A 26,478-nucleotide genomic window follows, 5' to 3' on the forward strand; every position below is an offset into this window, starting at 1 on the left:
CCGCAGGGATAAGCAAAGGGCAAGCGTTTATCGCGCTTGCCCTTTTTTATCGGGTCATCCATTCATAACACTGAGTTATGAATAGGCATTTAGGGTGTGTTGGCAGAGTGCAGAGCGAACACAATCCTGTTTATCAAAGCGGATGATACCAATCATTTCATCCTCAGCAAAACGCTCCAGCGCATCGCTGAGACCTGATTTCACACCACGCGGAAGGTCGCATTGGGTGATATCGCCATTGACAATGACCGTAACATTTTCACCGAGACGGGTCAGAAACATCTTCATTTGGCTGGCGGTTACATTTTGTGCCTCATCGAGGATCACTACCGCATTCTCAAAGGTACGCCCGCGCATATAGGCGAAAGGCGCAATTTCCACTTTGCCGATTTCCGGGCGCAGACAATATTGCATGAAAGATGAGCCGAGTCGGCGCAGCAGAATGTCATACACCGGGCGGAAATAAGGCGCGAATTTCTCAGAGATATCACCAGGCAAGAACCCCAGATCCTCATCTGCCTGTAATACCGGTCGCGTTACAATTATCCGATCAACTTCTTTGTGAATCAGTGCTTCTGCGGCCTTAGCCGCGCTGATAAAGGTTTTACCACACCCAGCTTCGCCGGTCGCGAAGATGAGCAGTTTATTGTCTATGGCTGATAAGTAATGACCTTGAGCTTCCGTACGCGCCTGAATAACGGAGGTATCACGGCTATCCCGTGCCATACCTATTGATTCAACACCGCCCATTTGCACTAACGATGTCACGTTTTCTTCCTCACGCTGACGATGACTACGTGAATCACGTCTAATTACGCGTTTCGCTTCACGACGAGCTTTGATCACTGCTTTCTGTCTTCCCATAGTGGCACCTTACAGTTTGTTTCACCAACCGCAGCAGCGCTTGCCTGCGCGATTATATCCGCCATACTTCAAGCTGCATGTGTGTTGACTCCCTGCAACTCGAATTATTTTGGGTATATGTTTCACATACGGATGAGGTTTTGGCTTCCTTCGCAGCCAATAATAGCCAATTAAAAATGCGAGTAGCCTCAGCACCTAAGCCCCAGAATGACTTGGGTAAAAATAGGACAGAGGTGAGAACAGTATCGCAAGGGGGAGTGTTACGTGACATGAATACTTGAAACAATAACGCTGGGAACAAAAATATAGTAGGAATAGATAATGACAGTACTGCGGGAAAATGAGAGTCGGAGGTGGAGCACTCGTAACAACGAGTTGCTGGAGTAAAACAGTGGTCTTGTCTTAACAGCCCAATCATGGACTCTACCATTAGCGATCCCCGCAGTGATAAACAACAGCCTAAGCTATGCACCGTGTGAAAAATACCGCCAGATGATTACAGTATAATGACACTCTTAAGTTTCGCGATCCCAAAATGTAAAAAAATATAATTTTTTTATTTATTCATTTTTTCCTCTAATTATTTTTTACATCGCGCTATACTATTAAGCCCTGTTTTACCAGCCACATTAAACAATCTGCATAAATTCGTCTTTACCCTTTTTATTTGAGTTATAAGTAAAGACGAAAATAAAAAAATATAGTTAATACAACTAAATAAACTAAAATGTAATTTACTGAACCCTGCTAGCGGCTGATTCTTAAATCCTGTAAACGCGCTATTTGCTTACCCTGACTATCAAAGTTTTCCATCGCTAGCCAGTCATTAAATGACTGCTTAATTAATGGCCATTCACGGTCAGTTATGGAGTACCAATTGGTATCTCTGTTGCGCCCTTTAATCACAATGGCCTGCCGAAATTGGCCTTCATATTGAAAACCAAATCGAGCCGCAGCAGCATTTGAAGGTTCATTCAATGAATCACATTTCCACTCACAGCGCCGATAGCCTAATTTATCGAAGACATAGTGTAATAGTAAATATATTGCTTCCGTCCCCGCCGAGTTACGTTTTAAACGCGGCGACCAATTCACTGAACCTATCTCAATAACACCATTAACCTCATCAATCCGCTGCAAACCAACCGTCCCCATTGCAAGGCCAGTTTGTGCATCAATAACCGTGTAGTGGAGCGCCCCTTTCGCCTTGATCAGTGTTTGCAGATAGTGATGAAAGTCAGCTTCATTTTCAGGCCGTTCACAATAAAAGTAAGTCCAGTCATGTGCATCTTCCACCATGTGATATGCCTGGTATAACGATGTTTCATGCTTATCTGCATCAACTGGTGCCAGATAACAAAAATGGCCTGGTAAAATTTCACGTTGAGGTTGTTGCGCTGATTGCCAATCCGGTAATTCAGTGCCAATAGTTTGCCCGAAATGATTTTGCTTCACTGTATGATCCCTTTAAACGCAACTGACAGAGGAATATCAATTATCACGATACTCAATGATTTCGCACGCGGTAATCCCTGCTAGATCATAGCAATATATAAAGCAAGAATGGCAAAAGAAAGTGGCGTTTTTTGGCAGGGAATAGTTGAAACAATAGCAGTTGGGTCTGAATACCCGATATAAGCACAGGATGGCTTATTATCAGGTATTCAGAGGTGTTAGTTGTGGCCCATCACCCCCGGCGTAGATTGACTACCGGTGCAACGGTGGGAAGCTGTAGCCCTTCTTTGACTTCCAGCAATTGCCCATGTTCATCGTTATATAACGTGAGGCAGGAGCCGGCTTTAAGCTGAGCAATCATCTCTGCTGAAAGCTCCATACTGCTAGCCAACTCATCGTCATTCAGGTGTGGCCGGTGCCCACGGCGTTCCACCTGGAAACGCACCTGATTGTATTTGGCCCAGATGATGATGACCACGGCGTTGAATACCGCAATTGCCAGATACAATGCCAGGGTAGTAAGACCGCTAATAATATATATTCTGAACGGAATCGGCCCCATATTTGGCGCTCTGCCAATTATATCGAGAAAACCCTTCACGAACAGAAAGATAAAACCGATCCAAGCCAATGCCGTGATAATAATATCAATCCAGCGGGGTATCAGCCGTTGTTCAGTATGAATAAGAGGAGCACTCATGGTTTAACCCTCCCGATCCCACGGTCAGGGCTAACCCAACGCGCACGTTTACGCTTGGTATTGAGCATAACTTTTGGGAACGAAACCACTGTGGTAAACAAACTCAGCATCCAGTAGACCATGGGATACCAGATAATCCAAAACAGTGAATTACCCAGTTTAGGTTCATAGCGCCGTTCAATAACCAAGCTTATCGCGAACTGCATCAGGCAGGTCAACGCCAGAACCATCCCGGTAAAGGCTGGCGGGAAGACGGTTTGAACATGGATACCTGGCGGCAAAGTAATAACCAATCCCAGCAGGAACAGGATAATACTGAACAGGTAAGTAAACGCCCAGGTTATCGACAGTGAATATTCAAGGAACAGTAACCACATACGGCGATTACGCCAGCGCCACAGCTTAAACATATTTTTCAGGAAAACTTCAGCCCCACCCTGCGCCCAACGCAAGCGCTGCTTCCATAAACCACGTAGGGTTTCCGGCATCAAAATCCAGCACAAACCTCGAGGCTCAAAGAATACTGACCAGTGCCTGATTTGTAATTTCCAACTGATATCGATGTCTTCCGTGATCATGTCCGGGCTCCAGTAGCCCACATCGGCCAATGCTCGACGGCGGAACGCAGCAACGACACCCGATACCGTGAAAACTTGGCCATAGACACGTTGTGTCCGTTTAATCAGCCCGATGATAGAAGAGAACTCACCAACCTGTACCCGACCAACTAACGTTGAACGCGTACGGATACGTGGGTTACCGGTAACGGCACCCGTGCGTGGATTCGCAATCAGCGGCGCGACCAAATAAGGCACCGCTTTGCTGTCCAGTAAGGCATCACCATCGATACATACCAGATATTCGCTACGTGCCGCTGCCGCCCCCATACGCAGAGCAATAGCTTTACCCTGATTATGAGCCAGATGAATAACACGTAAACGCGGATCCTCGGCCAACAGGCTATCCAGCACTTGCGCAGTATCATCACTGGAGCCATCGTTAATAGCGATAACTTCAATATTGGTGTAAGTCTGCGCCAACGCCGCGTGGATGGTTTCACGCGCATTCTCCCCCTCGTTAAAACAAGGGATTAAAATAGACACTAACGGATTGCCTTTCAGCTCCGGTGCTGGCACATCATCGCCCCATGGCCAGTGTCTTTCTCGGCGTAGCCAAAAATAAACACCACCGGTTATCCAAATACCGGACATAAAGAGCGGATAGAAGAAAACAAAATTCAGTAACACATCACCGGTAAAGAGCAGGATCATACCCGCAGGTATACTCAGTACCAGGCATAGGATGAGTAACGCAATAATTCTATCGATCATATAAAGGATACCAGGCAGAAGATAGCACAGGGCGGACATCTTTTAGCGGTGGTTCGCCAGTGATAAAGTTATCCGGATAGTAACCAAAATTTTGCGCGCCATTTAACTGCAACTGGCGCATCCATCCCGCCAGTATCGGGCCGCTGATGGCATTGCTGCCCTCAGGCTTGGTCCAGTCTTTCGATTGCAGTTCAAATACGGTTTTATTCAGGGCTCCAGGGCGCTGTGCAACTTTATTAACCAGTTGCGATAGCCACTCATTAGACTCTGATAACGGCACCTTCTCCATTAGCGGCATTGCCATCGGGGCAACCCAATCATAGTTAGCCAGGAAATCATCAAGATTCTGCGCAAACCATGCTTCACTTTCCGGTTCTAAGATCGGCATAGCAAATATATTACGGGCGGATTTTACTTGCGGGCCACGGATATCACGCACCTGGCGTGTTAACTCATTAGTAAAATCAACCAGATATTTACTTTTATATCGCGTCCAGCGGGCCATGGTTTCCGGGTCTTTACGTATTTCTGCAACAGAGCCTGGGAAACCGGCTTTCTCATATGCGCGGATAGCATCCGGCGATGCATCTTCAAAATCAGACATTACAGCATCGTCATGATAGAGAATCCCGTCAATTGGGGCGCTGTAGGCCATATCGCGATAAATATCGATGATGCGCTGCCTGACTTCCGGGTTAAATGGCGATAGGCGACGATATTGATCCGGGTCGATGCTGGTTTTACCTGTCTTCGGATCAATACGTTTAATCCGAGGTAACGACGGGTCCATCTCAAACGCCAGCACGGGCATCCAGGCATAAACATCCACATCAGGGCGTGATGCCAATTGCCAGGCAACGCGGTTAAACAGATCCTGACGCATTGGTATCCAGCGATTAGGGAAGTAAACCTGACGGATATTGCCGTCCCCTTTTGGATCAGAAAAGGCTTGCAGGAACACGGTCGTGACACGTAGATCAGAAATCCGCTGAACCAGTTTATCGAGATTTTCCTTTTCCTGTACCGGGTCTGGATCGTAGAGATAATCCAAATCGACATGCGCTACCCGCATGATGTCTTTTTCCTGCACGGAGGTAACCAACTGGGCAAAGTCTTTCAACGACGGATTATTACTGATCAGAATACGCGGTATATTCATCAGATCATTGACGTTGCCAATGCCCGGCTCCAGCGTCATCGCCATTTGGTAACCGTGTTGGCGTAAGATATTTATCACGGTTCCATTGGCTGCACCGTATGGCCAAACCCACACTCTCGGCTGTTTCCCTGTAGCCTGAATAAGGCGCTGGGTTATCAAGGTTACGTCTTTTTCCATCCGCTGCTTGAAGGCTGCTTCAGTTTCGTATTTCTTCGTTTTAGGGTCATAAATCAAATTGGCTGCTGCCGGCTCGGTATTGCCTTGTGGATTGGCTATCACACCGTAGTGCGAAGCGTAAGTATGAGCGCCTATTTCAATCAGTTTTGATTTAGCCATTTCACTGATCTGTTTCCAGGTAAGGAAACGATCGCGATCGGTACTCAAACCACCAAAATCGACCTTTTTATCTGATGGTGTATCTATCCAAGTCCCCACCGGAGCCAGTACTGCGCTCAAATTATTGGCTTCTAACAATGGGTAAACACGGTTATAGAAACTGCTATAACCATCATCAAAGGTCAGCAAAACGGCTTTATTCGGCAGTGGTGCACCACCATTATGGGCCGCTAGAATTTGATCAACTGACACCACGTTGTAGCGGTTATCCTTTAGCCAAGCCAATTGCTCGCTTAATGCGCTGCTTCTTACCGACAGATAACGTTGGTCTGCGGAGTCATCTTCAACGTCGTGATAAGCGATAACCACAAAGGTATTTTTTTGCCACGGCCGTTCACTTAGCGGCAATGCACGCTCAGCCGGGGGAACAAATACCGGTTTCTCTGCATAGCAGACAGAGGCCAGTACCGTTATCATTCCTACTACAAGTATTCGTATAAAAAATAGTATCTTCACCATGACGCTGATCCCTTAGAAACGGTAATTCAAATCGAAAGCGAGCGAGAGATCGTGCTCACGAGCACCATCATAAGGGCGCTTATCGTAGGTCACTGCCACTCCCGTATCCACGACATCATTCCATTGAATACGCTGCCCATAGCCTGCTGTGGTTACCAGACCATTACCGTAGTTTTTCTCCCAATAACCACCGACACCGAACTGAATTTGTTGGCTCCAGACGGTTTTATAATGGCGATACATGATGTGATTTAAGGTAATGGCAGGGACGTAGGTGAAATCACTTTTCGGGTTATAGTAAATTACGTCTTCTTTGGTGTTATGGCTCGACGCTAACCCTAAGCTAAGATCTGCCGTCAGGTAAGGGCCAGTCCAAATACGCTGGCGTGCATTGAACTCATATTCCCACCGGTTGTTGCCGTCAGAGAAACGTGACGGTGTCACGCTAAGTTCAGCATCGCGCCGATCATCCGCTTTCCAAAACACATAAGCTGACGCACTGTTAGCGGATATATTATTTTTCAAGGCACGCAATGGGGTATCTTTGGCCAATCTCTCAACCTGCCCGCCCACCCGCCAGTGATCATTAAAATCGTACCAAGTCGATAACCGAGCACCGGTTTTGTTACCAAAACCGTAATTCTGATTATTCACTTCGGCCTCAACCCAATGGTCACGGGAAGTCCACTCGCCCCCTAACCGCATAGCACGATTAATGCCTTTTCCTTCTTCAAATTGCGCATTGTCGTAGCTACCACCACCGAATACTCGCCAGTTTTCGGCTATCGGAGGGCTATACAGCAACGTTTCAACGCCAAAGTCCTTGTTGCCACTAATTGGGCTATTAGAAGAAATAGTTCGATTACCGGTCACACGCAATTCATACATGTTATGCACTTTGCGCTGGCGATCGAGTTCCTGAGAGGGGACATCTTCAGGAGAACGGGTAATCACATCATCAGTGAGTAACTCCATCTGATGCCATTCCTGCAAGTCCATCGCAGTTTCAGCTTGTGCGCGTTCCAGAATAAGACTGCGCGGGGCCAATGACTCTATTGCTTTCAACTCTTGTTCAGATTTGCGTGGTAAATCTCTTGCCAAATAAACACTGGCTAATGCAATACGTAAATTCTGGTTAGCAGGCGCGGTACTAGATAGCGTTTCCAATTTTTTCTGTGCCGCAGGCAGATCATTGAGTGCCACCAGGGATTGAACCAGCAAGGTCTGCCCTTCCATCCAATCATCATTTGGCTCTTTACCCGGCAGACCATAAACCCCCACCTGATACGGCGTTTGTTCGCTGTAGTTTTTAGCGAATTGATGCGCCTTGTCCAATTGCTCACTTTCATTCAACGCGTAATAGAGATCATCCGCATCAAGCAAATCATCGCTGTTGCGGAATGTTTTGCCATCGGCGTAATACAAACTGGTCAGGATCGGTGCTGCTTTTTCTGGCATCCGGCGATCGATATAAGCAGATGCCGCCCAGCGACGCGCATAATCCGGCATTTTGTAGCCTTCGGCTTCCATGCCTTCATATTCTTTAATAAGTTGTTCGGTATTACGGCGAACCAATAATGCGCCTAATCTATCGATGCGCGCACGTTGATAGTCGGCCTGTGCTTCAGGATCTTTGCTCCAGCGGGTTAACAAATCCTGGTAATCAGCCAACGCTTGATCAGCGATGTAGAATCGCTCCGTTTCACTGCGCGTTGGTAACACCGCCATACGGACTTGTTCTGCAGCAGCATCTCGCTCAAGTTGTCGATATTGCTCTGCGGTCACTAATTTTGGATTCTCTTTAGCAAGTTGCAACGCAGGATCGGCAATACGGTTTCTTTGCAGAATCTCAAGGTGATTCTTTAATACTTCCTCAGATTCAGGTGCCAGTCGCACCGCCTCGCTGGAGGCCTGCAAAGCATCGTAATTGCGGTTGGTTGCTCGATTAAGATAAGAAAGGGTCATATAGTTTTTTGCGGAAGGGTCACGCGCAGCCAAGTCTTTTGCCTGCTGTAAAGCTTCACCACCACGCCCAGAATCCGCCTGAGTCATTATCATGCCAGTGATAAGGTCTGGGTTGGTTGGGTCTTTCTTTAAACTGCTTTGCCACAATGCCAACGCCTGATCCCAACGTTTTTCATTGCGATATGCACGTGCCGCAGACGCTAAGCCGCGCGAAGAAAGATTCATTGACGAGTGGTATCTTTCGTAAACTTCAATAACCTCTTGATCGCGCCCTGCCCAACCGGCTATTTGTAACCAGTCGTCGACCTGCCCACTATTGAGAGGGCCAGATTTGGATTCTTTTTGTAAGTAGTCAAGGACCGGCGCGGTATCTCCTGATCTGGCTTGGATGATTAACGAATCATACTGTGTATCCGCCAAAACTGGATTAACTGAAAGGCCGGAAATTAATAGCGCTAATAAAGTTATTCTGTGCCGGTGCAACGGGCGCAGTAGTGTCGTAAATGCGTTATACATTATATAACCCTTAAGCCAGCAACTTGTTTGATAATTAAGGAAAGTTACTTCCCGAACGTCCATTTTTCATTATCGATTATGATGAAATGAAGTCCTTAAAATGTATTACAGCATGTTACATAGGATAGTTGAAAGAAAATACTGTTGTCGAATTATTATAGGATATTGTTATTCCAGCGATTAATGGAGGTATAAATGTGTTATAGCGGTTAATCTTGATGAAATCAAGAATAATCCTAGGTTAAAATTCTGCAAAAAGATAAGATTTAGAGATTAAATTTTTTTACTAAGTCAATCCTGCGATACAGTGTTCTGCAAAGCGCAGCACGATTTGATTTTTAGGCTGGTTTGGCCTGTTTTAGCCAGGTTAGATTTTAAATATCTAACATATTCTTTATATTATAATAAAAATACAAGTCTGCTATTATTAGCAATAATGGATTATTACAGACGTTATCATTAAGAATCAAACTGTCAGAAAACCGAGTATCACGGATAGGATCCTGACAATCAAACCGTAACATACCTTTATATTTTAACTCATCATTTCATATAGTTAATTTCCAGTAGCATTTAACTATTTGGTATCCATGTCTTTGACGAAATAAAAATAGACTCTGTTAAAATGGCAAGAGTCTATTTTCAAAGATGAATTTAATTCATATAAAGCGCAGTGTTCAGCACAAATCAATCACAACGCTGCAAGCCACGATCGAGTTTACTTAAAAATTCATAACCGTTGTCAGTAATCAGAATCATATCCTCCAACATGATCGAACCGATCCCAATACCGTAATAGGGGGTTTCAAGGCTTAACACCATCCCAGGCTGGAAGGTTTCAGTTGCTGATGTGCTAATAAAAGGGGCTTCTTCTAACCCCAAAAATACACCGTCACCATGCCCAAGATGACCGCGATTATAATGTGGTAGGCCAGATTTCTTGATGACATCCATCGTCGAGTCGAAAACATCTTTTAATTTAACCCCCGGAGCTACCCTCGAGAGCATATGTTCATGACCAATTCTAATGGTGTCATATATTTGCTTTGCTAGTGGGTCCGGCTCTCCCAGAACAAAAGTTCGGGCCAGATCGGCTCCATAGCCTGCAACATCCACACCGCAGTCAAACTTAATTAAGTCTCCCAGCTTGGCTGGGGTGTCATCCGCCTGCATTTTTGGCGAGAAGTTATCGCCAACAGAAATAAGATTGAAACGGGAGAAGTTTGTTTCTGGGAACGTCATCACTGCGGCTTTGAATGCCGCTGTCAGTTGTGCTGCAGTACAACCGACGCGAATTTCTTTCACCGCACTGGCAATACCAAACTCGGTGATCTCAGCACTTTTGCGCAGGTGTTTAATCTCCCACTGGCTTTTAATCATCCTTATTTCATTAAACAACGGAGTCGAATCAACCAATTTCAGCCCTGGCGCTACTTTGTCCAGAACAGCTTTTCCCCCGTTAGACATGGCATGTAATTCAATGGCAATGGTCTTACCCAGCACTCCAGCATCATCAAGAGCGGCTTTCACTAAACTAAAAACAGCTTCAACTGGCGGGCCTATCGGCCGCTCACGCTTTTTCTGGTGATTAAGCGGATTACGTGGAGAGTCGACATCGACCCACACCGGAAAGGTTTTTAGCACCATATTAGGCATATCAAAGTGGGTGCTGGCTGCTTCAAATTCATTCATGATGATTTGCGAAGGAATTGCCGCATCACGGAACATAATCGCAACCGCCGCACCGGTGTGCCGGAAGGTATACATAAAGAAACTGGCGAACCCAGTGAGATAATAGAAATTATCACATACTGTAACCACCAGAGCGTCGAGCCCTTCTCGCTCCATGACCGTGCGGGCTTTGCGACTTACCGCATCAAGATGTGCAATCTTTTCTTTATTCACCACGTTGTCCTTCAAGATTTACTTTATTTGTGTGTTGAATAATATACCTAAAGTCATTGAAGGTGCAGGTACGGAACCAATACAATTTATCGCCGACTAATCAATAGTGTAATTCACCGACATTACCCCTTTTTTCTCCGAAATAGACTGTATAACAACATGGCCCAACTCACGCAGAGAACAAACATGGGTACCGCCACAGGCATACGCCGGTAATTTGCCAAATCCAATTTCGCGGAAATTACCCTGTATCCGCGTCTGTCTTGGTAAATCCTGGTCAATAAATTGCTCTAAGGCTGTCTGAATAATATTGATATCAATAGGATGTTGCTTCTCGGCCCGCTTAAATGAGACTCGCCCCTCCCCTGGCCAATGATGGGCTTTTATTGGCAACCAACCATAGCTTTCGCCAATATTACCAATCACATGTCCAGCGGAATGCATGCGTGTATTCAAGATGCGCCGTTCACGGTCGACATGCGCAGGCTGTTTACCCAAGGCAACAGGCAGGGCCACATAGTGAACCACTTGATTTTGTTGCTGAACCACATGTAATACCGGACTACCGCCAATTGAACCGATATCGGAAGGTTGCCCACCACCTTGCGGATGGAAAATAGTTTCCTGCAATATTAGGGCGAATTGTTCACCGTCAGGCGTGCAGCTCAGGACATTTACATCCGCAGCCAGTGTATCGTTGTCAAAAAATAGGCGAATTGTCATAGTCATTGTCCTTTTATCATTTCCATTATGATTATATTGATGTCAGTCTGTCGTGATAATCCATCATGAACTCAAAGGACTGTTGCGTTGTGAGCACAAATCAATCTCTGACTCTGCTAAGTGAGATGGCTGTTTTCGTTAAAGTGGTAGAAACCGGCAGTTTCTCTGTTGTCGCACGCCAGCTAGGTGTTTCACCCTCAGCAATCAGTCGCAGCGTCAGCCGGCTCGAAAAAGCACTGGCAACGCGCTTATTACACCGAACTACACGTAAGTTGCGTTTGAGCGAAAGCGGCGAGGAAGTTTTTAAACGCTGTCATATGATGCTTAACGCAGCCAATTCAGTGATGGAGGTGAGTGGTCAGTACAATCAGGAACCGGAAGGACTCATCCGTATCAGTGTGCCAAAAGCTGTTGGCCGCTTTGTCGTTCACCCGCATATACCTGAATTCTTGCGCCGCCACAGTAAAATAGATGTACAACTGATCTTAGATGATCGCTACGTTGATTTAATTGAAGAAAATGTAGATCTGTCAATTCGCATTACTGACCAACCCCCACCGGGAATGATTGGCCGCCAATTGATGACTATCGAACACTTGCTGTGTGCCACACCCGAGTATCTCTCTATTCATGGAGTTCCCCTACATCCTCATGATTTGGCACACCATAGTTGTATTTATCTCGGAGAAACACCGGGGGATGCCCGCTGGAAATTCCGCCAAGGTAGCAAAGCGGCGACTGTCGCAGTACGGGGCCGCTACGCAGCTAACCATACCGGTGTCAGACTAGATGCCGTCTTACAGCATATAGGTATTGGTAGCCTGCCTTATTTTACGGCCAGAACAGCATTGCAACAGGGGTTGATAGTGCAGGTATTACCGGGGTGGCGCTTTACCAGTTCGTATAGCGGCGGCTTGTGGTTACTCTACCCACCAACCCGCTATTTACCCCCCAAACTCCGCGTGTTTATTGATTATATTGTCAATTGTTTACATGATGAACCCAACTTACCCCCCGCTGCGGTTAAACTACCAGCGATTTAATCTGCTGTATTAACCCCCACTAAGTGGCTGGTTGGGTACCTGCGGTACAATTATCGCTTTTTCGCCAGTAATGTCGCAAAGCGCAATTTTATCCGGTTGCCTTGGGCGTCAGTCTTATGTAATTGCCCAACATCTTCGTTGTACTTGATAATATCCCAATCTTTATAGTAATGACTTAACTCACCTGACTTTAATGTAAAGGAGAACGGCACAGTACAAGGGAAGTCATCGGTAGACATGGCAGAGATAATCAAATTATAACCGCCGGGCAAGGTGCACTCTTGCATATTATTAATAATAGAGGGAATTCTTTCCGGTTGCAGGAACATCAGGACCACGGTCGACAGAATAAAATCATAGCGGTTATCTACACTGGCATCATTAATATTGTAAGTGCTGGCGGTAATATTTTGCAGTTCTTCCTGTGCAATAATTTGCTGCAAGTTACTGATACTGTAGCTATTTTTGTCTACCGCCGTGACATCAAAACCCAACAAATTCAGATACAACGAGTTCCGACCGGAACCACAGCCTAAATCCAATGCTTTGCCCGGTTTAACCGTTCTCACCGCTTCAATAACTTCAGAGTGCGTCGCGGTTAAATCGTATTTTTTATGATAAAAATCTTCCGCCGTGCAATAGAAACTGAGCTGGCATTGCAGATCATCTGAACAGGAGGCAATACGGTGCCAGACTTGAGGGTCAATAAACGGCGGTTGCTGCTCACAAGAGAAGCTATGCCTTGCCAGAGTGTTCCCTGCTTCATCGAGGATCAGAAAATCCATCTCCCCACTTAGGATGGTCAGTTTGGCCCAAGTACCTGCCTTGGTATTGTGTTTTTCCCGAAACATCGCCGGTACAGCGGCGCTGTTCCAGACAGGTAACTCTTTATAACACAGCAGCGCTGATGTATTTTCCATACTGATACTCCTCAGATAACTTAAAGATGCATTTAATATGCAACATATAGTACAGCATTAACATTATCAAATGAAGTCGTCGGAACAAACAAATTCGGCACGGACTTTGGTTTGTTTAAATCAGTCAACAAATTGAAATAAAAGATAATATTACATCAAGGCATCGTGCGTTTAATCGTTTTTAAACTTTCGATATGGCTGGCCAGTTTTTGAATATCGTCATCCGTCAGATGTGCTTTGGCCTTATTGCCTCGGCCAACAATCTTGCCATCGCGGCGAGCAGTGAGACCATCAACAATCTCATCACGCGATAACGATATCAGTGGCGGCGCTTTATCCAAGCCTTTGCGATCAGCCGAGCGCCCATGGCAACTTGAACAAGTTTGTTTATAAATATGTTCACCGTCAGTGGCTGCCTGAACCGTGACACTGAGCAGCAGGACACCGGCGGTTAACAACAGCACTACCTTCATTATGCACCCGCCGACCATTGTTGGAACAACGTAACCAGCGCCTGCTCATTACGTGCGCCCTGATGCAGTTGCGTCACTTTACCACTGCGGTCAATCAGGAAAGAAGTGGGGGTGCCAATAACCTGGTAACGTTCTTGTGTGATACCTAATTGATCACGAATGACCGGATAGCTAATATTCCTCTGAGCCAGCACAGGATTGATATCCACCTGCTCAGGATCGGTGTTAATCGCCACAACCACGATATCATTCCGATACTCCTGACTCAGTTTATCCAGCGCCGCCATTTCAGCCAGGCAACCGCCACAGCTAGCTGACCAGAAGTTGAGGTACACCTGCTTACCTTTCCATTGATCAAGTGCTACCGGCTTGCCTTGCAGGTCATAAGCCGCCAATTGAGGGGCAACTTCCCCCACCACTAACTCTTCTTGTTTACATGCGCTAAGTAGCAATAACACACCACACACACCGATAATTTTTAACCGATTACGCCACATGATGACGGCTCTCTTCATTAAGATATTTGCCGTGCTGGAGCCGGATTACCCGATCAGCAACACACCCTAAATCTGGATTGTGGGTGACCATGACAATGGTTCTACCCTGACGATGAATATGATTTAGCAGATCCAGCACCCGCTGTTCATTCTCTTCATCAAGGTTGCCGGTCGGTTCATCCGCAAAAATGATAGGAGGCTGATTAACAAGTGCACGCGCAATACATACCCGCTGTTGCTCACCACCAGAGAGTTGGCTAGGTAAATGCCCCATACGCGGTGTCATCCCGACTTGTTCCAAAACCTGCCGCGCCGCGTCTTCATCAACCACACTGTGATAATGCTGCGCTAACATAATGTTCTCTAACGCGGTCAGGTAAGGGATCAGGTGAAACTGTTGAAAAACCAGCCCTATCTTGTCAGCCCGAAACTGTCTGCGGCCTTCTTCGTCTAAGCCTGCGGCATCAATACCATCAAGTAACACCTGCCCTTCGCTAACGGTATCCAGACAGGTCAGGATATTCATTAATGTTGTTTTACCTGAACCCGATGCCCCCATAATCGCCACAAACTCACCACGATTAATGCGGATATTAATGTCTTCCAGCGCTGTAACTTGCCCAAAACGCTTATATAAATGTCGGGTTTCAATGACGGCATCCGTGGGGTGTTCAGGTTTCACCCGTGTTAGTGGCGATGTCATTTGCTACTCTCCTTTCAGGACTTTAGCGGGTTCAATATGAATAGCCCGGCGGGTGGGAACAATTGCCGCCACGGCGGCGACTAACAATGACAATACCAGGGTCAATGGCAGTACTGGTGCCCGCAAAGCGATTGCCGCACTGAACACCGTCTGACCCAATACTTGCGCCAATACATAGCCAAGCAGAGCACCGCAGACTGCGGCAGCCAGTGATATAATCAGCGTTTCAGTCAGCATCTGACGAATAATATCGGCATCACTGGCACCCAATGCTTTTTGCAGGGCGAACTCTTTCGAACGCTCACCCACTATCGCCATTAAGGTGGTGTTAACGCACAGGGATGACAAAATAAGGATCACTACGGAGACCAGCCCCATCAGCCCTTTTATTTTATCAAGCACCTGACCTTCAGAAGCGGAGACCTTACGGATTGGCCGAATTTCAAGATCAGGATATTGTTCACGCAGATGGCTGGCGAATGTTTCAACCTGCCCAACATCATTACTGACGCTAAGAAGCGCATTGCTGATATGCCCCGGTTGATTGAGCCATTTTTGCGCCAGTTCAAGATTGACGATTAACATGTTATCCGTGGCGTCACCCGCTTCAACAATACCTTTGACCTGTAGACGCTGGCGAGTCGCTCCATTCACTAATGTAATGCTATCGCCTACTTTGACGTGCAAGCGTTCGGCAAGTTTGACACCAATCATGGCATTGCGATCATCAAAACTGACGCCGATCCAGTTGCCGGTTACTTGCCAGTAGGGAACGAGCTGTTGTAGAGATTCAAACCACACCCCCATCAGCACCACTTTTTCTAATTCGGTACGGGCCATACCATAAATATAGGGGCTGGAGGCATTGATAAGCCCTTTTGGGGCCGCATCTATAATCGGTTGAAATCGCTGTTGTTCAAAAGAGTTACCATGCCCTGGGCCGATATAGAAATTGGCACCAAAGGTTCTTAACTCCTGGCTCATCTTGGCATTAATATCGAAATAAACTGCCGACATCGCGGTGACAATTGCCGCGCCAACAGTGAGTGCGGCAAATACCACACTGACCCGTTGCATCCGCAGGCGCAGTGCACGTAATACCAATCGCCAGAACATACTATTACTGCCTTTATGCTGTATTGCGCGATGATTAGCGGCCATAAAGCACCTCCACTGGATAGAGACTGGCAATACGCCGGGCAGGGAACCAGGTACCTATGATGGCAATCAACACGGATATCACCAGCACACAAGGCACCACCATCCAGGCAAAACTGAGCGGAGCGCCGAACAACATCAGGCCAATAGTTTTTGCCAAGCCCCAGCCAGCCAAACAGCCCGCTAAACCACCAATCAAGCCACTGATTGCTGCTTCAAGATAAAACAGCATCAAAATTTGCCACTGACGCGCCCCCAATGCTTTCATCAAACCAATCTCTTTAGCACGTTCCATAATCGTGCTGGTCATCAGCGATGCTATTCCCATTGCCGCAGCTATCAACGCAGCCAGCGTAACCACCGCCAACAGGAGTTGTATTTTTTCAATCACCACGCCTTCAGATGCAGCAACCTGCCAGATAGGCCGCACTACTGAGCCGGAAATCGCCTCCTCTAGTTGGTGCGCAATTGAAGAAACGTAGGCGGTGCAATACCACAGGTCATATTCTTCGGCATTGAGGGCTTCAAGGTTTTCGCGCGCTTTACGCGACAACTCATTTTCCGGCACAGTCAATGCTGAAACCCGCACCGCTTGGATTTTCCTTGGTAGACCGAGTAGTGATTGTACTGCGCTTAGGGGTAACACCAGGCGGCTCTCTTCTTCACCACCACTACTCAGCACCCCACTTATCTTCACCGTTAGTGGGCCAGAGGCACCGTTGAGGTGCAACTCATCACCGACTTTCCAGCCAGTTTGCTGTGCCAGTTGTTTACCTAACAACGCCTCAACCGCTATAGCATCGGCTTTAACTGGCTCCTGCGGCCAGTTACCCTTAACCTGCCAATACGGGCTGATAATTTGCTGACCGGTGTGATAGTCCTCTTCATCGGGTACATCAACCGGCTGATTAAAATAGGTCCCCAGCAGCGGAATAATCTGGCCTTTAACATCAGTTTCACCGCTCAGTAGTGGCGCAAAACCGACAATATTGTTACGCCAAAAAATATCTTTGATATTGGGTAACTCAGCTTGATCAAGGAAATCCTGCCCGCTAAGTGGGTTACTCTGCTCACCGAACAGTGAAGGTAGTGCCACCTGTCCAGCAGGCTCAATCAAAATATTGGCACCATAAGACTTCAACTCACGCGACATTTTATCGCCAATATCTATCGACACCGCCAACAATGACGAGATGAGTCCGGCAGCGAGGAAGACCGTAAATACCGCCAGGGATTTACGCCGGACATTCCTGAACCAAGACTGCTTGAGCATGCGCCATAACATAATTATGGATTCTCCTGCGTGTCACTGCCTTCACTACTGGCAACGGGTGTCACAAACAGCTCCGGGTGTTCGCGGAAACGGTTGTAATTCGCCTCAGAGGAGAAGAAGTAGGTTTTATCGCCATAGCTGTACTTAAATTCTGCCTTTTGATTGGTGAGGCGAGTCTTATCAACCGGATCAATTACATCAAGCGTCACTACCGTGGTGAAGTAATTGACTCCCGCCTCTAAAGAGGCTTTGGGAATCACTAACTCTTTATCATCACTTTTCCAACCCTCCAACGGTATCGGGTTACAGCCCCCTGCTTTACCGATCGACGGAATGAAAATATGCACTGCGCAGGCAACGCAAATAACCTGGTTGCCTTCCATGACATACCCTTGATCACCACACAACAAGCAGGCATCGAAGACCACACTCAGGCGCAGACGATCGGGATAACGGTTAATAATAAAGAAACGCACTGCTTTGCCATCCTCGGCGACCCAGACAAAACGATGCAACTTACCATCGCGTACCTGCTCGACTGGTATACGGACTAAACCATCAGCCGAGAGTGTCACAGGCAAGGCCTCAGACAACTGCGGTGGTTGAGAGGCGACGTTGTCCCAGTACAGTTGAGCGCCGGCGACCATAACCCATGCCAGCAAGGAAAAAACAAAGATTCTGCGTACATTACGGTAATCAGCTAAGGCTTTACGGTGAGCAATCGGGTCTGAATTTTCACCGACAACCCGGCGGAAATTACGTAACGGTATCAAGTAACAAAAGGTCGTAAAGGCCAGAAGCAGCGCACAAATGTAACTCAGCCAGGCATGCCCATTGGTAACTAAAGCGACATAGCTGAGTAGTGATTTAGTCAGTGGCACAACCTGTAACTTCATTAATAACAGAATGCCATTGCCACTAAGTGGCAAAATCAGTAATACCGTGATCAGTATCAATAACGGCCAACGGCAACGAGGCAACTGCCTGACCATCATCAGCAATAATACGGCACTGAAAATAACCCAGCCGAATGCCACGACAATAGCCGCCAGATTGAGCAGTAAATCGGTGTTGATGACATGGGTATTGGTAAAGGCACCGAGATTCGGGTTATTGCCCCAATTGAAGGCCGCCCCCAATACCAACAGGGCTTGCCAGGCATAACCTAACGACTGGCGGAGCGTAAATTGACTTAACAAGAATAACAGCAGTGCGAGAAGTTGCCCTCCCGCCAGAACTAGCTGCAATTGCTGCGATTTTGGGTAATGAGTACCGGCCCAAATACCCACGATAGCCATGAGTACCGTTATCCATACCACCCGGTTCAATGCAGGGGCTGGCCTGAATGCCCAACTTAACCCCAATAACAACGCTACCGGTAAAAAGGCTTGTAGCACGGAAACAAAAAAATAACTCATTAGCACACACCTTGGGCAAGAAAATCACAACACCTGCCAGTTATCACTGACCAGCTTTTACATCGCGCTGATAACAATGCTCTAATAAAAACGCTCTGACCGTCTAGCATTAAGAAAAAACCGCGATAACTGTTTAAGCCATCGCGGTCATTACTATCAATTCAAACCGGTATATTTAAAGTCATAACTCACATCAAACGGTTTCCACCAGCGGCCAACACCGGTTTCGCTATCAGTATGGCGATGTAACCCAGCTTTAGATGGCTCACTGATGTGGTAAGTGACTTTATAGTTACCTACACCCATCATTTTAATGTTGGCACCGTAGTGTGGACCGTCGCTGGCAACCATCGGCATGAATGTGCCTTCTTGTTTTGCGCCAGTGTCCGTGTTCACCAAGGTATAAGCGATAGTCAGGTACGGCATCCATTCACCCGCACCAAACCCATTTTTATTGCCTTCGGTGGCATGGATATCTGCCTCCAGATGAATGTCAGCTTTCGCGGCTGGCAACCCCATACCACGCGGTTCCATATCGATTGGCTGCAAGTAAACCGCAGCAATTTCCATATCATTAATCTTGATAGGCTCGCCAGCCGGATACTCTTTAAAGGCGAAAGCTGCAGGCGCTGCAAAAATGCTGGCGATAATGCTGCTGGCAATAATCGTTTTCTTCATGGTCATGTAGCACACCCTCTGGTATCAAATGATAATTACATTGTCGTTATTCACACCGGCATCATGCCGGACCATTACGCTAAGACAGTACGACCACGCCGTTGCATTACCCAAAGAGCAACCAGCGCAGCAATCAGTAATATCCCTTGAGGGATCAGGGTTTCCAGATATGGATAGATCCCCAACCAACTGATTTCAGGTATGCCAGCTAGCAGTGTCGGCTCAAATAATTTACCTTCAATTAGTTCAAGGACACTCTTACCGGCAAACACAAACGCCATCAGGTACATAAAACCGCCGGTAAACATAAAGAAGGGTTTAAGTGGCAATTTGACGACGGTAAAACGCATGACCAGATAAGCGGCCAGCAAGAATACGCAGCCAACGCCAAAACCCGCCAGAATGGACAAGTGGCCGCTGGTGGTGCTGGCATCGCCCATCAGGGCCAAATAGAACAGTACGGTTTCAGCCCCTTCACGGTATACCGCCAGGAAGCTTGTCAGCCATAACCCGACCATCGAACCACTACTGAGTGATTTAGAAAATTTCCCTTCAAGATAGGCTTTCCATTGGCGCGCTTCAGTCTTCGACAGTAGCCAGTAACTCATTGAGAACAGCATCACCACGGCAATCATCATGGTGAAACCTTCTAATAGTTCCCGGCTTTGCCCTGAATTGGCAAATAGCCACTGGAAGACGAAAGCGGTTAGCACGCTGGCGATTAAGGCCACTACGACGGATTGGCGAATGAGCGGCAATTTATCCTGATGGTTGTTTTTCACCAGATAAGCCACTATTGCTGCAACAATAAGTAAGGCCTCCAGACCTTCACGCACAATAATCAGCAGGCTATAGATGAACAGACTCCAGTTAGTTTCATCCCCCCCACCCAGCATCTCTACAGCGCTGGCCAGATCCTTTTGCAACGTGACGGCTTCAGCTTGTAACTGTTCGACTGGCTGACCGGCTTTCATCAGACTAACTAAACGGGTGAAATGCCCTTCTAACGTCGATTTAAACGCAGCATCACGTGAACCAACTTTATTCTCCATGCCACTGGCTTCGAACAAATCAAAGTAGGTATCCTGCACCGCCATCATTGCGGGTGTGGTCTGGCCCTTTTGGTACTGACCGATAGCCCGGCTAATTGCCTGATCTATTTTGCTGGAAACCGCCGCCCAATCCGCATTCGCTTGCCCATCAGCATTGGCATCTGACGCCGATGATTGCCCAACATTGGCTTGATCTGCGGTGACTTGTTGTTGTTCTCGCGTTGTTGGTAAGCCCGGAAGGGTATCTTCGATAGTTTGCAGTAAAGCGGTGACACGATAGGCCACGTCGGTCATTTGGTCTGGCTTGCGGGTGAGATCGATTAATGCGGTAAATTGTTGGTTAATCGCTGCCGCTGCTTGTGCGGAACGGTTGCCCCGTACTGACATTTCCATTTCAGAGTTTTTAAAACCTTGATAATGAGCCTGTTGCACGCTGTTACTGGCTGCCGCGAACTTCCCTTCTTGATATTCACTGATGGCTTGTGCCAGCAAGTCATCAATGATTTTGAAACTCTGCTGCCAGTACAGCGCAATCTCGCTGTTTTCATAGGCAGCATGTTGCTGTTCTGCGTTAAGTCTATGCCCATCGGCCAATACCGGCAGCACCGCCGTTAGCTCACTTTTAAGCCAATCGATTTTACTATCAACATCAGCTTGCGGCTTGCCCTCACCAATCATGCGCCGGATTTCGCCAAATGCGGCTTCCATCTGGTAGCTCTTCTGGGCGGAGATATTGATACGAATCGGGCCTTCGAGGTTCTCAAATACCTCAAAATAAGCCATCTGCACCGTAGTACGGGCTTCATCATTGTTCTGTTGTTGGTACAACTGAGACGTTTTATCAAGACGGGATTGGATATCATTAACCAACTGCGGGTAATCCACAGCAGCCCAGGTTACTGACGCAGATAGCCACCAACAGCAGCAAAGTAGAAAGAGCTTGTGCCAAATTCGCATATTTAAGTAACGCACATGATGTTGATAATGAGATTTATTTACATTACCACTAAACAATCGAAATGTGTCTTGATCCGCATCAAAAAATATTTGGTTTCTTGAATTTTTGTTTAAAAATGCGGAGCACCCCGCAATTTCATATTGGGAAAGAGTAAACGCAAGGCAAACAGCAGATTTTTTCATTCAGTGAGTTGCGGTGAGACAGAAAATCACCTGGCCTGCTGCGGAAGTACCACAGGCGTGCATAACCTAATTCCGCAGACAGGCGTTTATGTAAGTGAAATATTTATCTGAGTAAAAATACTTAATGGCTAATTAAAGCACCTGGTCGCCAGTAACCTATTAGAAGAAATATTTAAATCTGGCGCGGACACCATAGCGGTCATCATTTTCAGCATTGACCACTTTATTGTCAGGTGATACTTCCAATTTAGACCAGTAAGCACCAAGATATAAATTAAAGTTATTCATATCCATAATATTGGCAATTTTATAGGAAGTATGAATCGTGTGAACATCATATTTATCTGGCGAGGTCAATAATCCTGAAGTAACCAACCCTGCATTTGCACTGTTGAAATATTCGATGTCGTTGTGTGCGTAAATATAACCAATTTCAAAGTTTCGCCATAAGATATTAGCCCCCGCACTGAAGTTCTTCTCATTGGTAGCATCCATATAAGCTGAACTCAGATTAGCGACAATACCATTCTCAGGATCTTTATCCTGATTATTCCAAGTCAATGTTGCCCCATAACCATTGCGTTTCGATTGATCCTGGAACTGACCCTGATCATCACGATAACCATAGGCATTACTGATAACGTTACTTTCCATTGCTATAGCCGCAGAAAGACTATCTTGTTTCCACGAAATCACTGGGCGAATATATGCCACATTTTTTTCGTTTTCCAACGTATTGCCATGATAATTTTTATCGGCGAATAACGTGGTTCCGTCTTTTAGAATGGTGTTAACTTCAAAATACCAGTTACCCAGATATTTACTCACCAGGAAGTTACCGCCATTGTTGCTGCGCCCACGGCCTTCTTTCATCATATAGATGTAGCCATAACCATCGCTGTAGAGATCATTCGCGGTATTCCCCGAATGTTGGACGAAAGTATCCTGATTTAGCGGGAACATATCATAGGCTTCAAAGCGACCGACTTTAACTTTCCAATCTTTTTCATTACCAAAGAAGAACGCTGCGTCATCGAGGTTCATATGTCCACCAATATCAGCCAGTGGCTGTACAGTGAAACCTGCGAAATTGCCGTTATTCATGCGCCGATAACCATCCAGGCCAATCAATATCCGTCCATTAATATCCCATTGTTCTCTACTGCCTGCTTTCCAGTCCTTATTTGCACTGGTACGTAGAGATGTGAGTTGCCCGCTCTTACTGGCAGCATCCATATTAATCTCAACATCACCGTATAATTTCAGATTCCCTTGTGGAGTTTCCCAGGATACTTCAGCTAACGCAGGCAATGATAAAAGACTGGTAAGTCCAACCAGTATAAACTTATTCATAATAACCATCTCTATTTAGGATAATGTGAAGTGAAATATTACTCATTTAAATAAGGATGATACTTATCCCCCCTTAATTTAAAGAGTTAATGATTTATTTATTTTTATACCCAGAAGTATCTTTTGGCAAATAATGACCAATGGCTAAATATTCATATTTGACCTCAATGCAATAATTGATTTGAATTTTTATTTGACTTATACAATTAATTTAATTTTTACAATAAAATTTATCCTCGCTGATATAACAACACTAATTCATTGGTTAATTCACGGGCTAATAGCGATGTCATTAAATGATCTTGAGCATGGACCATTATCAATGTCATCGGTGCTTTGGCTTCACCGGCATCTTGCTCGATAAGCTTGGTTTGCATCCGATGAGCCGCTTTGGTAAAACCATCTGATTCCGATAACAGTGCATGCGCTTGAACAAAATCACCTTCGCGGGCGGCGCGCAATGCCTCAAAGCAAAGACTTCTGGCCTGACCGGCATTGACAATGATCTCCATTACGGCTTCTTCCAAATCAATCATTTCTCTCTACCTCATCAAAACCTTGATTGCTTGCTGTTGCTGCAAACCATTCGCCGCTTTTTTTCACAATACGTTGCTGTGTTTTCAAATCTAACTGCACAAAGCCATAGCGGTTTTTATAGGCATTACACCATGACCAGTTATCAATAAACGTCCACATATGATAACCAAGGCAATGACTCCCTTGCGCCAAGGCACGATGCACCCATTTTAAATGCTCAGAAACAAACTCAATACGATAGCTATCATCGATCTGGCCGTTGTGGCTAAATCGCTGTTCATTTTCAACCCCCATACCGTTTTCTGAAATAAAACAGCGCGGATTACCGTAGTTTTTGCGCAAGTTAGTCAGGATATCGTAAATACCTGGTTCATAAATTTCCCAACCCCGGTACGGGTTCATTTTACAGCCTGGCATCTGATAATAATCAAACAGCCATTCTGGCATAAAGGGAGATTCTGGATTGACTCGACTATCGCGACATTTAATTCTACGTGGCTGATAATAATTAATACCGAGTAAATCTACTTTACCCTCAACGATTAATTCACTGTCTCCGGGTTGGCAAGCAGGCAGTTGATCATAATCTTTCAGTAATGCGATCAACTCAGCCGGATACTCACCGCGCAATACCGGATCAAGGAAACTGCGATTAAATAGCAAGTCGGCGATATTAGCTGCTTTTACATCAGCAGGATTTTCAGAACGCGGATACGACGGTGTAAGATTTAAAATAATACCAATCTCACCACCTAACTCACGTTGACGGTATTTTTTTACCGCTAAAGCATGAGCCAGCACAGTGTGATAAGCCACCGTAGCCGCCCGTTTGAAATCCACGACATTCGGATAATGGAAATCATAGAGATAGCCACCTTCGACTGGCACGATAGGTTCGTTGAAGGTAAACCAATGTTGTACCCGGTCACCAAATAAACGGAAACAGGTATCGGCATATTCAGCATAGGCGTCCACCACATAGCGGCTCTCCCAGCCCCCCAACTCTTGCATGACTGTTGGCATATCAAAATGAAACAGATTAATAAATGGTGTTATCCCCTGCGCCAGCAGTTCGTCAATGACACCGTTATAAAAGTCTACGGCCTGCGGATTTACTTCACCTCGTCCATTAGGGATCAGCCGTGCCCATGAGATGGAGGTGCGGAAACTGTTGTGATTTAACTGTTTCAACAAAGCAATATCTTGCTGCCAGTGCTGATAAAACGTTGATGTCTGTTGCGGCCCAATCTGCTGATGAAAACGACCTGGCTGTTTATCAAACCAAGTGTCCCAGACAGTAGCACTTTTGCCACCATTCAAGCTTTCACCTTCGGTTTGTGGGGCTGAGCTGGCACTGCCCCACCAAAAATCACGTGGAAATTGATACTTCATCATACTCTCCGTAAAGATTAATCGAATCACGACTTAGCGAGTTTCGGCTGATTCAGCAAAGCTCTGTTGTTGCTCTTTTTCCTGCTCAGTTTTCAGCAGGCTGCGCTCATAAGCTTTGAGGAACGGGTAATACATCACCGCAGAGAACACCATGCATAACAGGCACATAACTACCGGACTAAATGCCCAGTTAGCGGCCCAAGAGGCACCAATCGGCGCAGGCGTCGTCCAAGGCGTTAATGACACAACTTGAGCGATCCACCCCAATTTGGTCGCTATATAGGCCAATGTGGCGTTGATCATCGGAACGAAGATAAAAGGCAGGAAGAACACCGGGTTCATGATGATGGGGGCACCAAACAGAATCGGTTCATTAATATTAAAGAAGCTTGGGACTATCCCCATTTTACCAATAGTGCGCAGATGAATAGCTTTGCTGCGTAATAGCAGGAAGGCCAGAGGTAAAGTCGAACCCACACCACCGATCAATAAATAGTGATCCCAAAAACCTTGCAAATAGATATGAGGTAACGGCGCTCCGGCAGCTAAAGCCGCTTGATTTAACGCTAAATTGGTCATCCAGAACGGGTTCATGATACCAGTGACAATCAATGCACCATGGATACCGGCGAACCACAAAATTTGGCATAACAGAACCGACAACAAAATGGCAGGCAGCGAATCCGAGGCAGAAACTAAAGGTGCCAACAGGTGCATAATCGCTTCAGGAATAATCATTCCTGTGGAGGATTCGATAAATAAATTCAGTGGATGCAATGTCGCAACCACTGCCACTACGGGGATCAGAATTTCAAAAGATCGTGCAACCCCAGTCGGCACCTCTTTCGGCAAGCGGATAGTAATATTGTGGCGCTTTAGGAATGCATACAACTCTGTGGAATACACCGCTGTAACGATGGCGGTGAAAATCCCTTGCCCTGAGAAATATTGGGTTGAAATGTGCCCATCAGCATAAGGTGCTGCTACCAGCAAAAAGGACATCAATGCCAGTAGTCCAGTCATGATCGGGTCCAACTTATATTGCCGCCCAAGGCTGGCACCAATCCCAACCGAGATAAAGAAGGTCATCACCCCCATGCTGAGATTGAAAGGCAACATCAATTGCTCACGGTAGGTGCTAGAGAAGTTCAACCAGCCACGGGCAAACCCCCATGTGGTATCCGCAGAAAACGGCGGAAATATAAACACCAGCATAAATGAGCCGATAATCATAAACGGCAGTGCCGAGGTGAATCCATCACGAATAGCGATTATGTACTTCTGTTGCCCCAGCCGCCCGGCCAGTGGTGTGATGGTTTGTTCAATCATCCCAACCATTGTTTGGTAAAGAGAACTCATTGCAGATAC

The 26,478-nt window shown here is 46.3% G+C and carries 22 protein-coding genes; 1 reads left to right on the forward strand and 21 read right to left on the reverse strand.

Features of this window, described 5'->3' with window-relative positions; genetic code table 11:
- Nucleotides 1-75 precede the first annotated feature (75 nt).
- The 8 genes from phoH to A6J67_RS16040 all read right to left on the reverse strand — a co-directional run bounded on the left by phoH (nt 76) and on the right by A6J67_RS16040 (nt 11,473).
- A complete protein-coding gene (phoH, locus tag A6J67_RS16000) occupies nt 76-864 on the reverse strand; it encodes a phosphate starvation-inducible protein PhoH (RefSeq protein ID WP_032906294.1) in 789 nt (262 codons plus the stop codon).
- Nucleotides 865-1,611: 747 nt separating this feature from the next.
- Entirely contained in the window at nt 1,612-2,319 is a 708-nt protein-coding gene (locus tag A6J67_RS16010) for a GNAT family N-acetyltransferase (RefSeq protein WP_005185044.1), read from the reverse strand.
- Nucleotides 2,320-2,551: 232 nt separating this feature from the next.
- On the reverse strand, nt 2,552-3,019 hold the full coding sequence (gene pgaD / locus A6J67_RS16015; RefSeq protein ID WP_032906293.1) for a poly-beta-1,6-N-acetyl-D-glucosamine biosynthesis protein PgaD: 468 nt from the start codon (nt 3,017-3,019) through the stop codon (nt 2,552-2,554).
- The gene (gene pgaC / locus A6J67_RS16020) at nt 3,016-4,350 is read right to left on the reverse strand and encodes a poly-beta-1,6-N-acetyl-D-glucosamine synthase (protein WP_032906292.1); all 1,335 of its coding nucleotides are present in this window, start codon (nt 4,348-4,350) and stop codon (nt 3,016-3,018) included. The genes pgaD and pgaC overlap by 4 nt, the downstream gene beginning before the upstream one ends.
- Nucleotides 4,340-6,364: a poly-beta-1,6-N-acetyl-D-glucosamine N-deacetylase PgaB gene (gene pgaB, locus A6J67_RS16025; RefSeq protein ID WP_032906290.1), complete on the reverse strand. Its 2,025-nt coding sequence runs from the start codon at nt 6,362-6,364 to the stop codon at nt 4,340-4,342. The genes pgaC and pgaB overlap by 11 nt, the downstream gene beginning before the upstream one ends.
- A gap of 12 nt (nt 6,365-6,376) precedes the next feature.
- The gene (gene pgaA / locus A6J67_RS16030) at nt 6,377-8,845 is read right to left on the reverse strand and encodes a poly-beta-1,6 N-acetyl-D-glucosamine export porin PgaA (RefSeq protein ID WP_050287914.1); all 2,469 of its coding nucleotides are present in this window, start codon (nt 8,843-8,845) and stop codon (nt 6,377-6,379) included.
- Nucleotides 8,846-9,532: 687 nt separating this feature from the next.
- Nucleotides 9,533-10,750: a M24 family metallopeptidase gene (locus A6J67_RS16035; protein WP_042569659.1), complete on the reverse strand. Its 1,218-nt coding sequence runs from the start codon at nt 10,748-10,750 to the stop codon at nt 9,533-9,535.
- 96 nt (nt 10,751-10,846) lie between these two features.
- Complete coding sequence (locus A6J67_RS16040) at nt 10,847-11,473, reverse strand: serine-tRNA(Ala) deacylase AlaX (protein ID WP_050297477.1); 627 nt, start codon at nt 11,471-11,473, stop codon at nt 10,847-10,849.
- 89 nt (nt 11,474-11,562) lie between these two features.
- Between A6J67_RS16040 and A6J67_RS16045 the strand changes: the two genes are divergently transcribed.
- Nucleotides 11,563-12,516 carry a LysR family transcriptional regulator gene (locus A6J67_RS16045; protein WP_005185017.1) on the forward strand — a complete coding sequence of 318 codons (954 nt, stop codon included), beginning with the start codon at nt 11,563-11,565 and terminating at the stop codon, nt 12,514-12,516.
- A gap of 50 nt (nt 12,517-12,566) precedes the next feature.
- On the opposite strand, the gene tehB is transcribed toward A6J67_RS16045, so the two are convergent.
- From tehB to A6J67_RS16110, 13 genes are all read right to left on the reverse strand, one after another.
- On the reverse strand, nt 12,567-13,436 hold the full coding sequence (gene tehB, locus A6J67_RS16050; RefSeq protein WP_080608256.1) for an SAM-dependent methyltransferase TehB: 870 nt from the start codon (nt 13,434-13,436) through the stop codon (nt 12,567-12,569).
- A 155-nt stretch (nt 13,437-13,591) separates the two neighbouring features.
- The gene (locus tag A6J67_RS16055) at nt 13,592-13,909 is read right to left on the reverse strand and encodes a c-type cytochrome (protein WP_032906286.1); all 318 of its coding nucleotides are present in this window, start codon (nt 13,907-13,909) and stop codon (nt 13,592-13,594) included.
- Complete coding sequence (locus A6J67_RS16060) at nt 13,909-14,406, reverse strand: TlpA family protein disulfide reductase (protein ID WP_050297479.1); 498 nt, start codon at nt 14,404-14,406, stop codon at nt 13,909-13,911. The genes A6J67_RS16055 and A6J67_RS16060 overlap by 1 nt, the downstream gene beginning before the upstream one ends.
- The gene (locus A6J67_RS16065; protein WP_032906281.1) at nt 14,396-15,109 is read right to left on the reverse strand and encodes an ABC transporter ATP-binding protein; all 714 of its coding nucleotides are present in this window, start codon (nt 15,107-15,109) and stop codon (nt 14,396-14,398) included. The genes A6J67_RS16060 and A6J67_RS16065 overlap by 11 nt, the downstream gene beginning before the upstream one ends.
- A 3-nt stretch (nt 15,110-15,112) precedes the next feature.
- The gene (locus A6J67_RS16070; protein WP_005185005.1) at nt 15,113-16,225 is read right to left on the reverse strand and encodes an ABC transporter permease; all 1,113 of its coding nucleotides are present in this window, start codon (nt 16,223-16,225) and stop codon (nt 15,113-15,115) included.
- A gap of 34 nt (nt 16,226-16,259) precedes the next feature.
- Entirely contained in the window at nt 16,260-17,552 is a 1,293-nt protein-coding gene (locus A6J67_RS16075; protein ID WP_050287919.1) for an ABC transporter permease, read from the reverse strand.
- A 2-nt stretch (nt 17,553-17,554) separates the two neighbouring features.
- The gene (locus tag A6J67_RS16080) at nt 17,555-18,958 is read right to left on the reverse strand and encodes a Fe-S-containing protein (RefSeq protein WP_042569657.1); all 1,404 of its coding nucleotides are present in this window, start codon (nt 18,956-18,958) and stop codon (nt 17,555-17,557) included.
- A 156-nt stretch (nt 18,959-19,114) separates the two neighbouring features.
- Nucleotides 19,115-19,642, reverse strand: a complete 528-nt coding sequence (locus A6J67_RS16085; RefSeq protein ID WP_004390794.1) for an iron transporter — start codon at nt 19,640-19,642, stop codon at nt 19,115-19,117.
- Nucleotides 19,643-19,710: 68 nt separating this feature from the next.
- Complete coding sequence (locus A6J67_RS16090; protein ID WP_050297495.1) at nt 19,711-21,645, reverse strand: FTR1 family iron permease; 1,935 nt, start codon at nt 21,643-21,645, stop codon at nt 19,711-19,713.
- Nucleotides 21,646-21,987: 342 nt separating this feature from the next.
- Nucleotides 21,988-23,190: a carbohydrate porin gene (locus A6J67_RS16095; RefSeq protein WP_005184993.1), complete on the reverse strand. Its 1,203-nt coding sequence runs from the start codon at nt 23,188-23,190 to the stop codon at nt 21,988-21,990.
- Nucleotides 23,191-23,411: 221 nt separating this feature from the next.
- A complete protein-coding gene (locus tag A6J67_RS16100) occupies nt 23,412-23,717 on the reverse strand; it encodes a PTS lactose/cellobiose transporter subunit IIA (protein ID WP_042569654.1) in 306 nt (101 codons plus the stop codon).
- Complete coding sequence (locus tag A6J67_RS16105; RefSeq protein ID WP_050072681.1) at nt 23,710-25,110, reverse strand: glycoside hydrolase family 1 protein; 1,401 nt, start codon at nt 25,108-25,110, stop codon at nt 23,710-23,712. Before A6J67_RS16105 ends, A6J67_RS16100 begins: the two co-directional genes overlap by 8 nt.
- A gap of 33 nt (nt 25,111-25,143) precedes the next feature.
- On the reverse strand, nt 25,144-26,469 hold the full coding sequence (locus tag A6J67_RS16110; protein WP_032906271.1) for a PTS sugar transporter subunit IIC: 1,326 nt from the start codon (nt 26,467-26,469) through the stop codon (nt 25,144-25,146).
- Between the last annotated feature and the right edge of the window lie 9 nt (nt 26,470-26,478).

Source organism: Yersinia sp. FDAARGOS_228 (assembly GCF_002073315.2).
Classification (GTDB): Bacteria; Pseudomonadota; Gammaproteobacteria; order Enterobacterales; family Enterobacteriaceae; genus Yersinia; species Yersinia intermedia.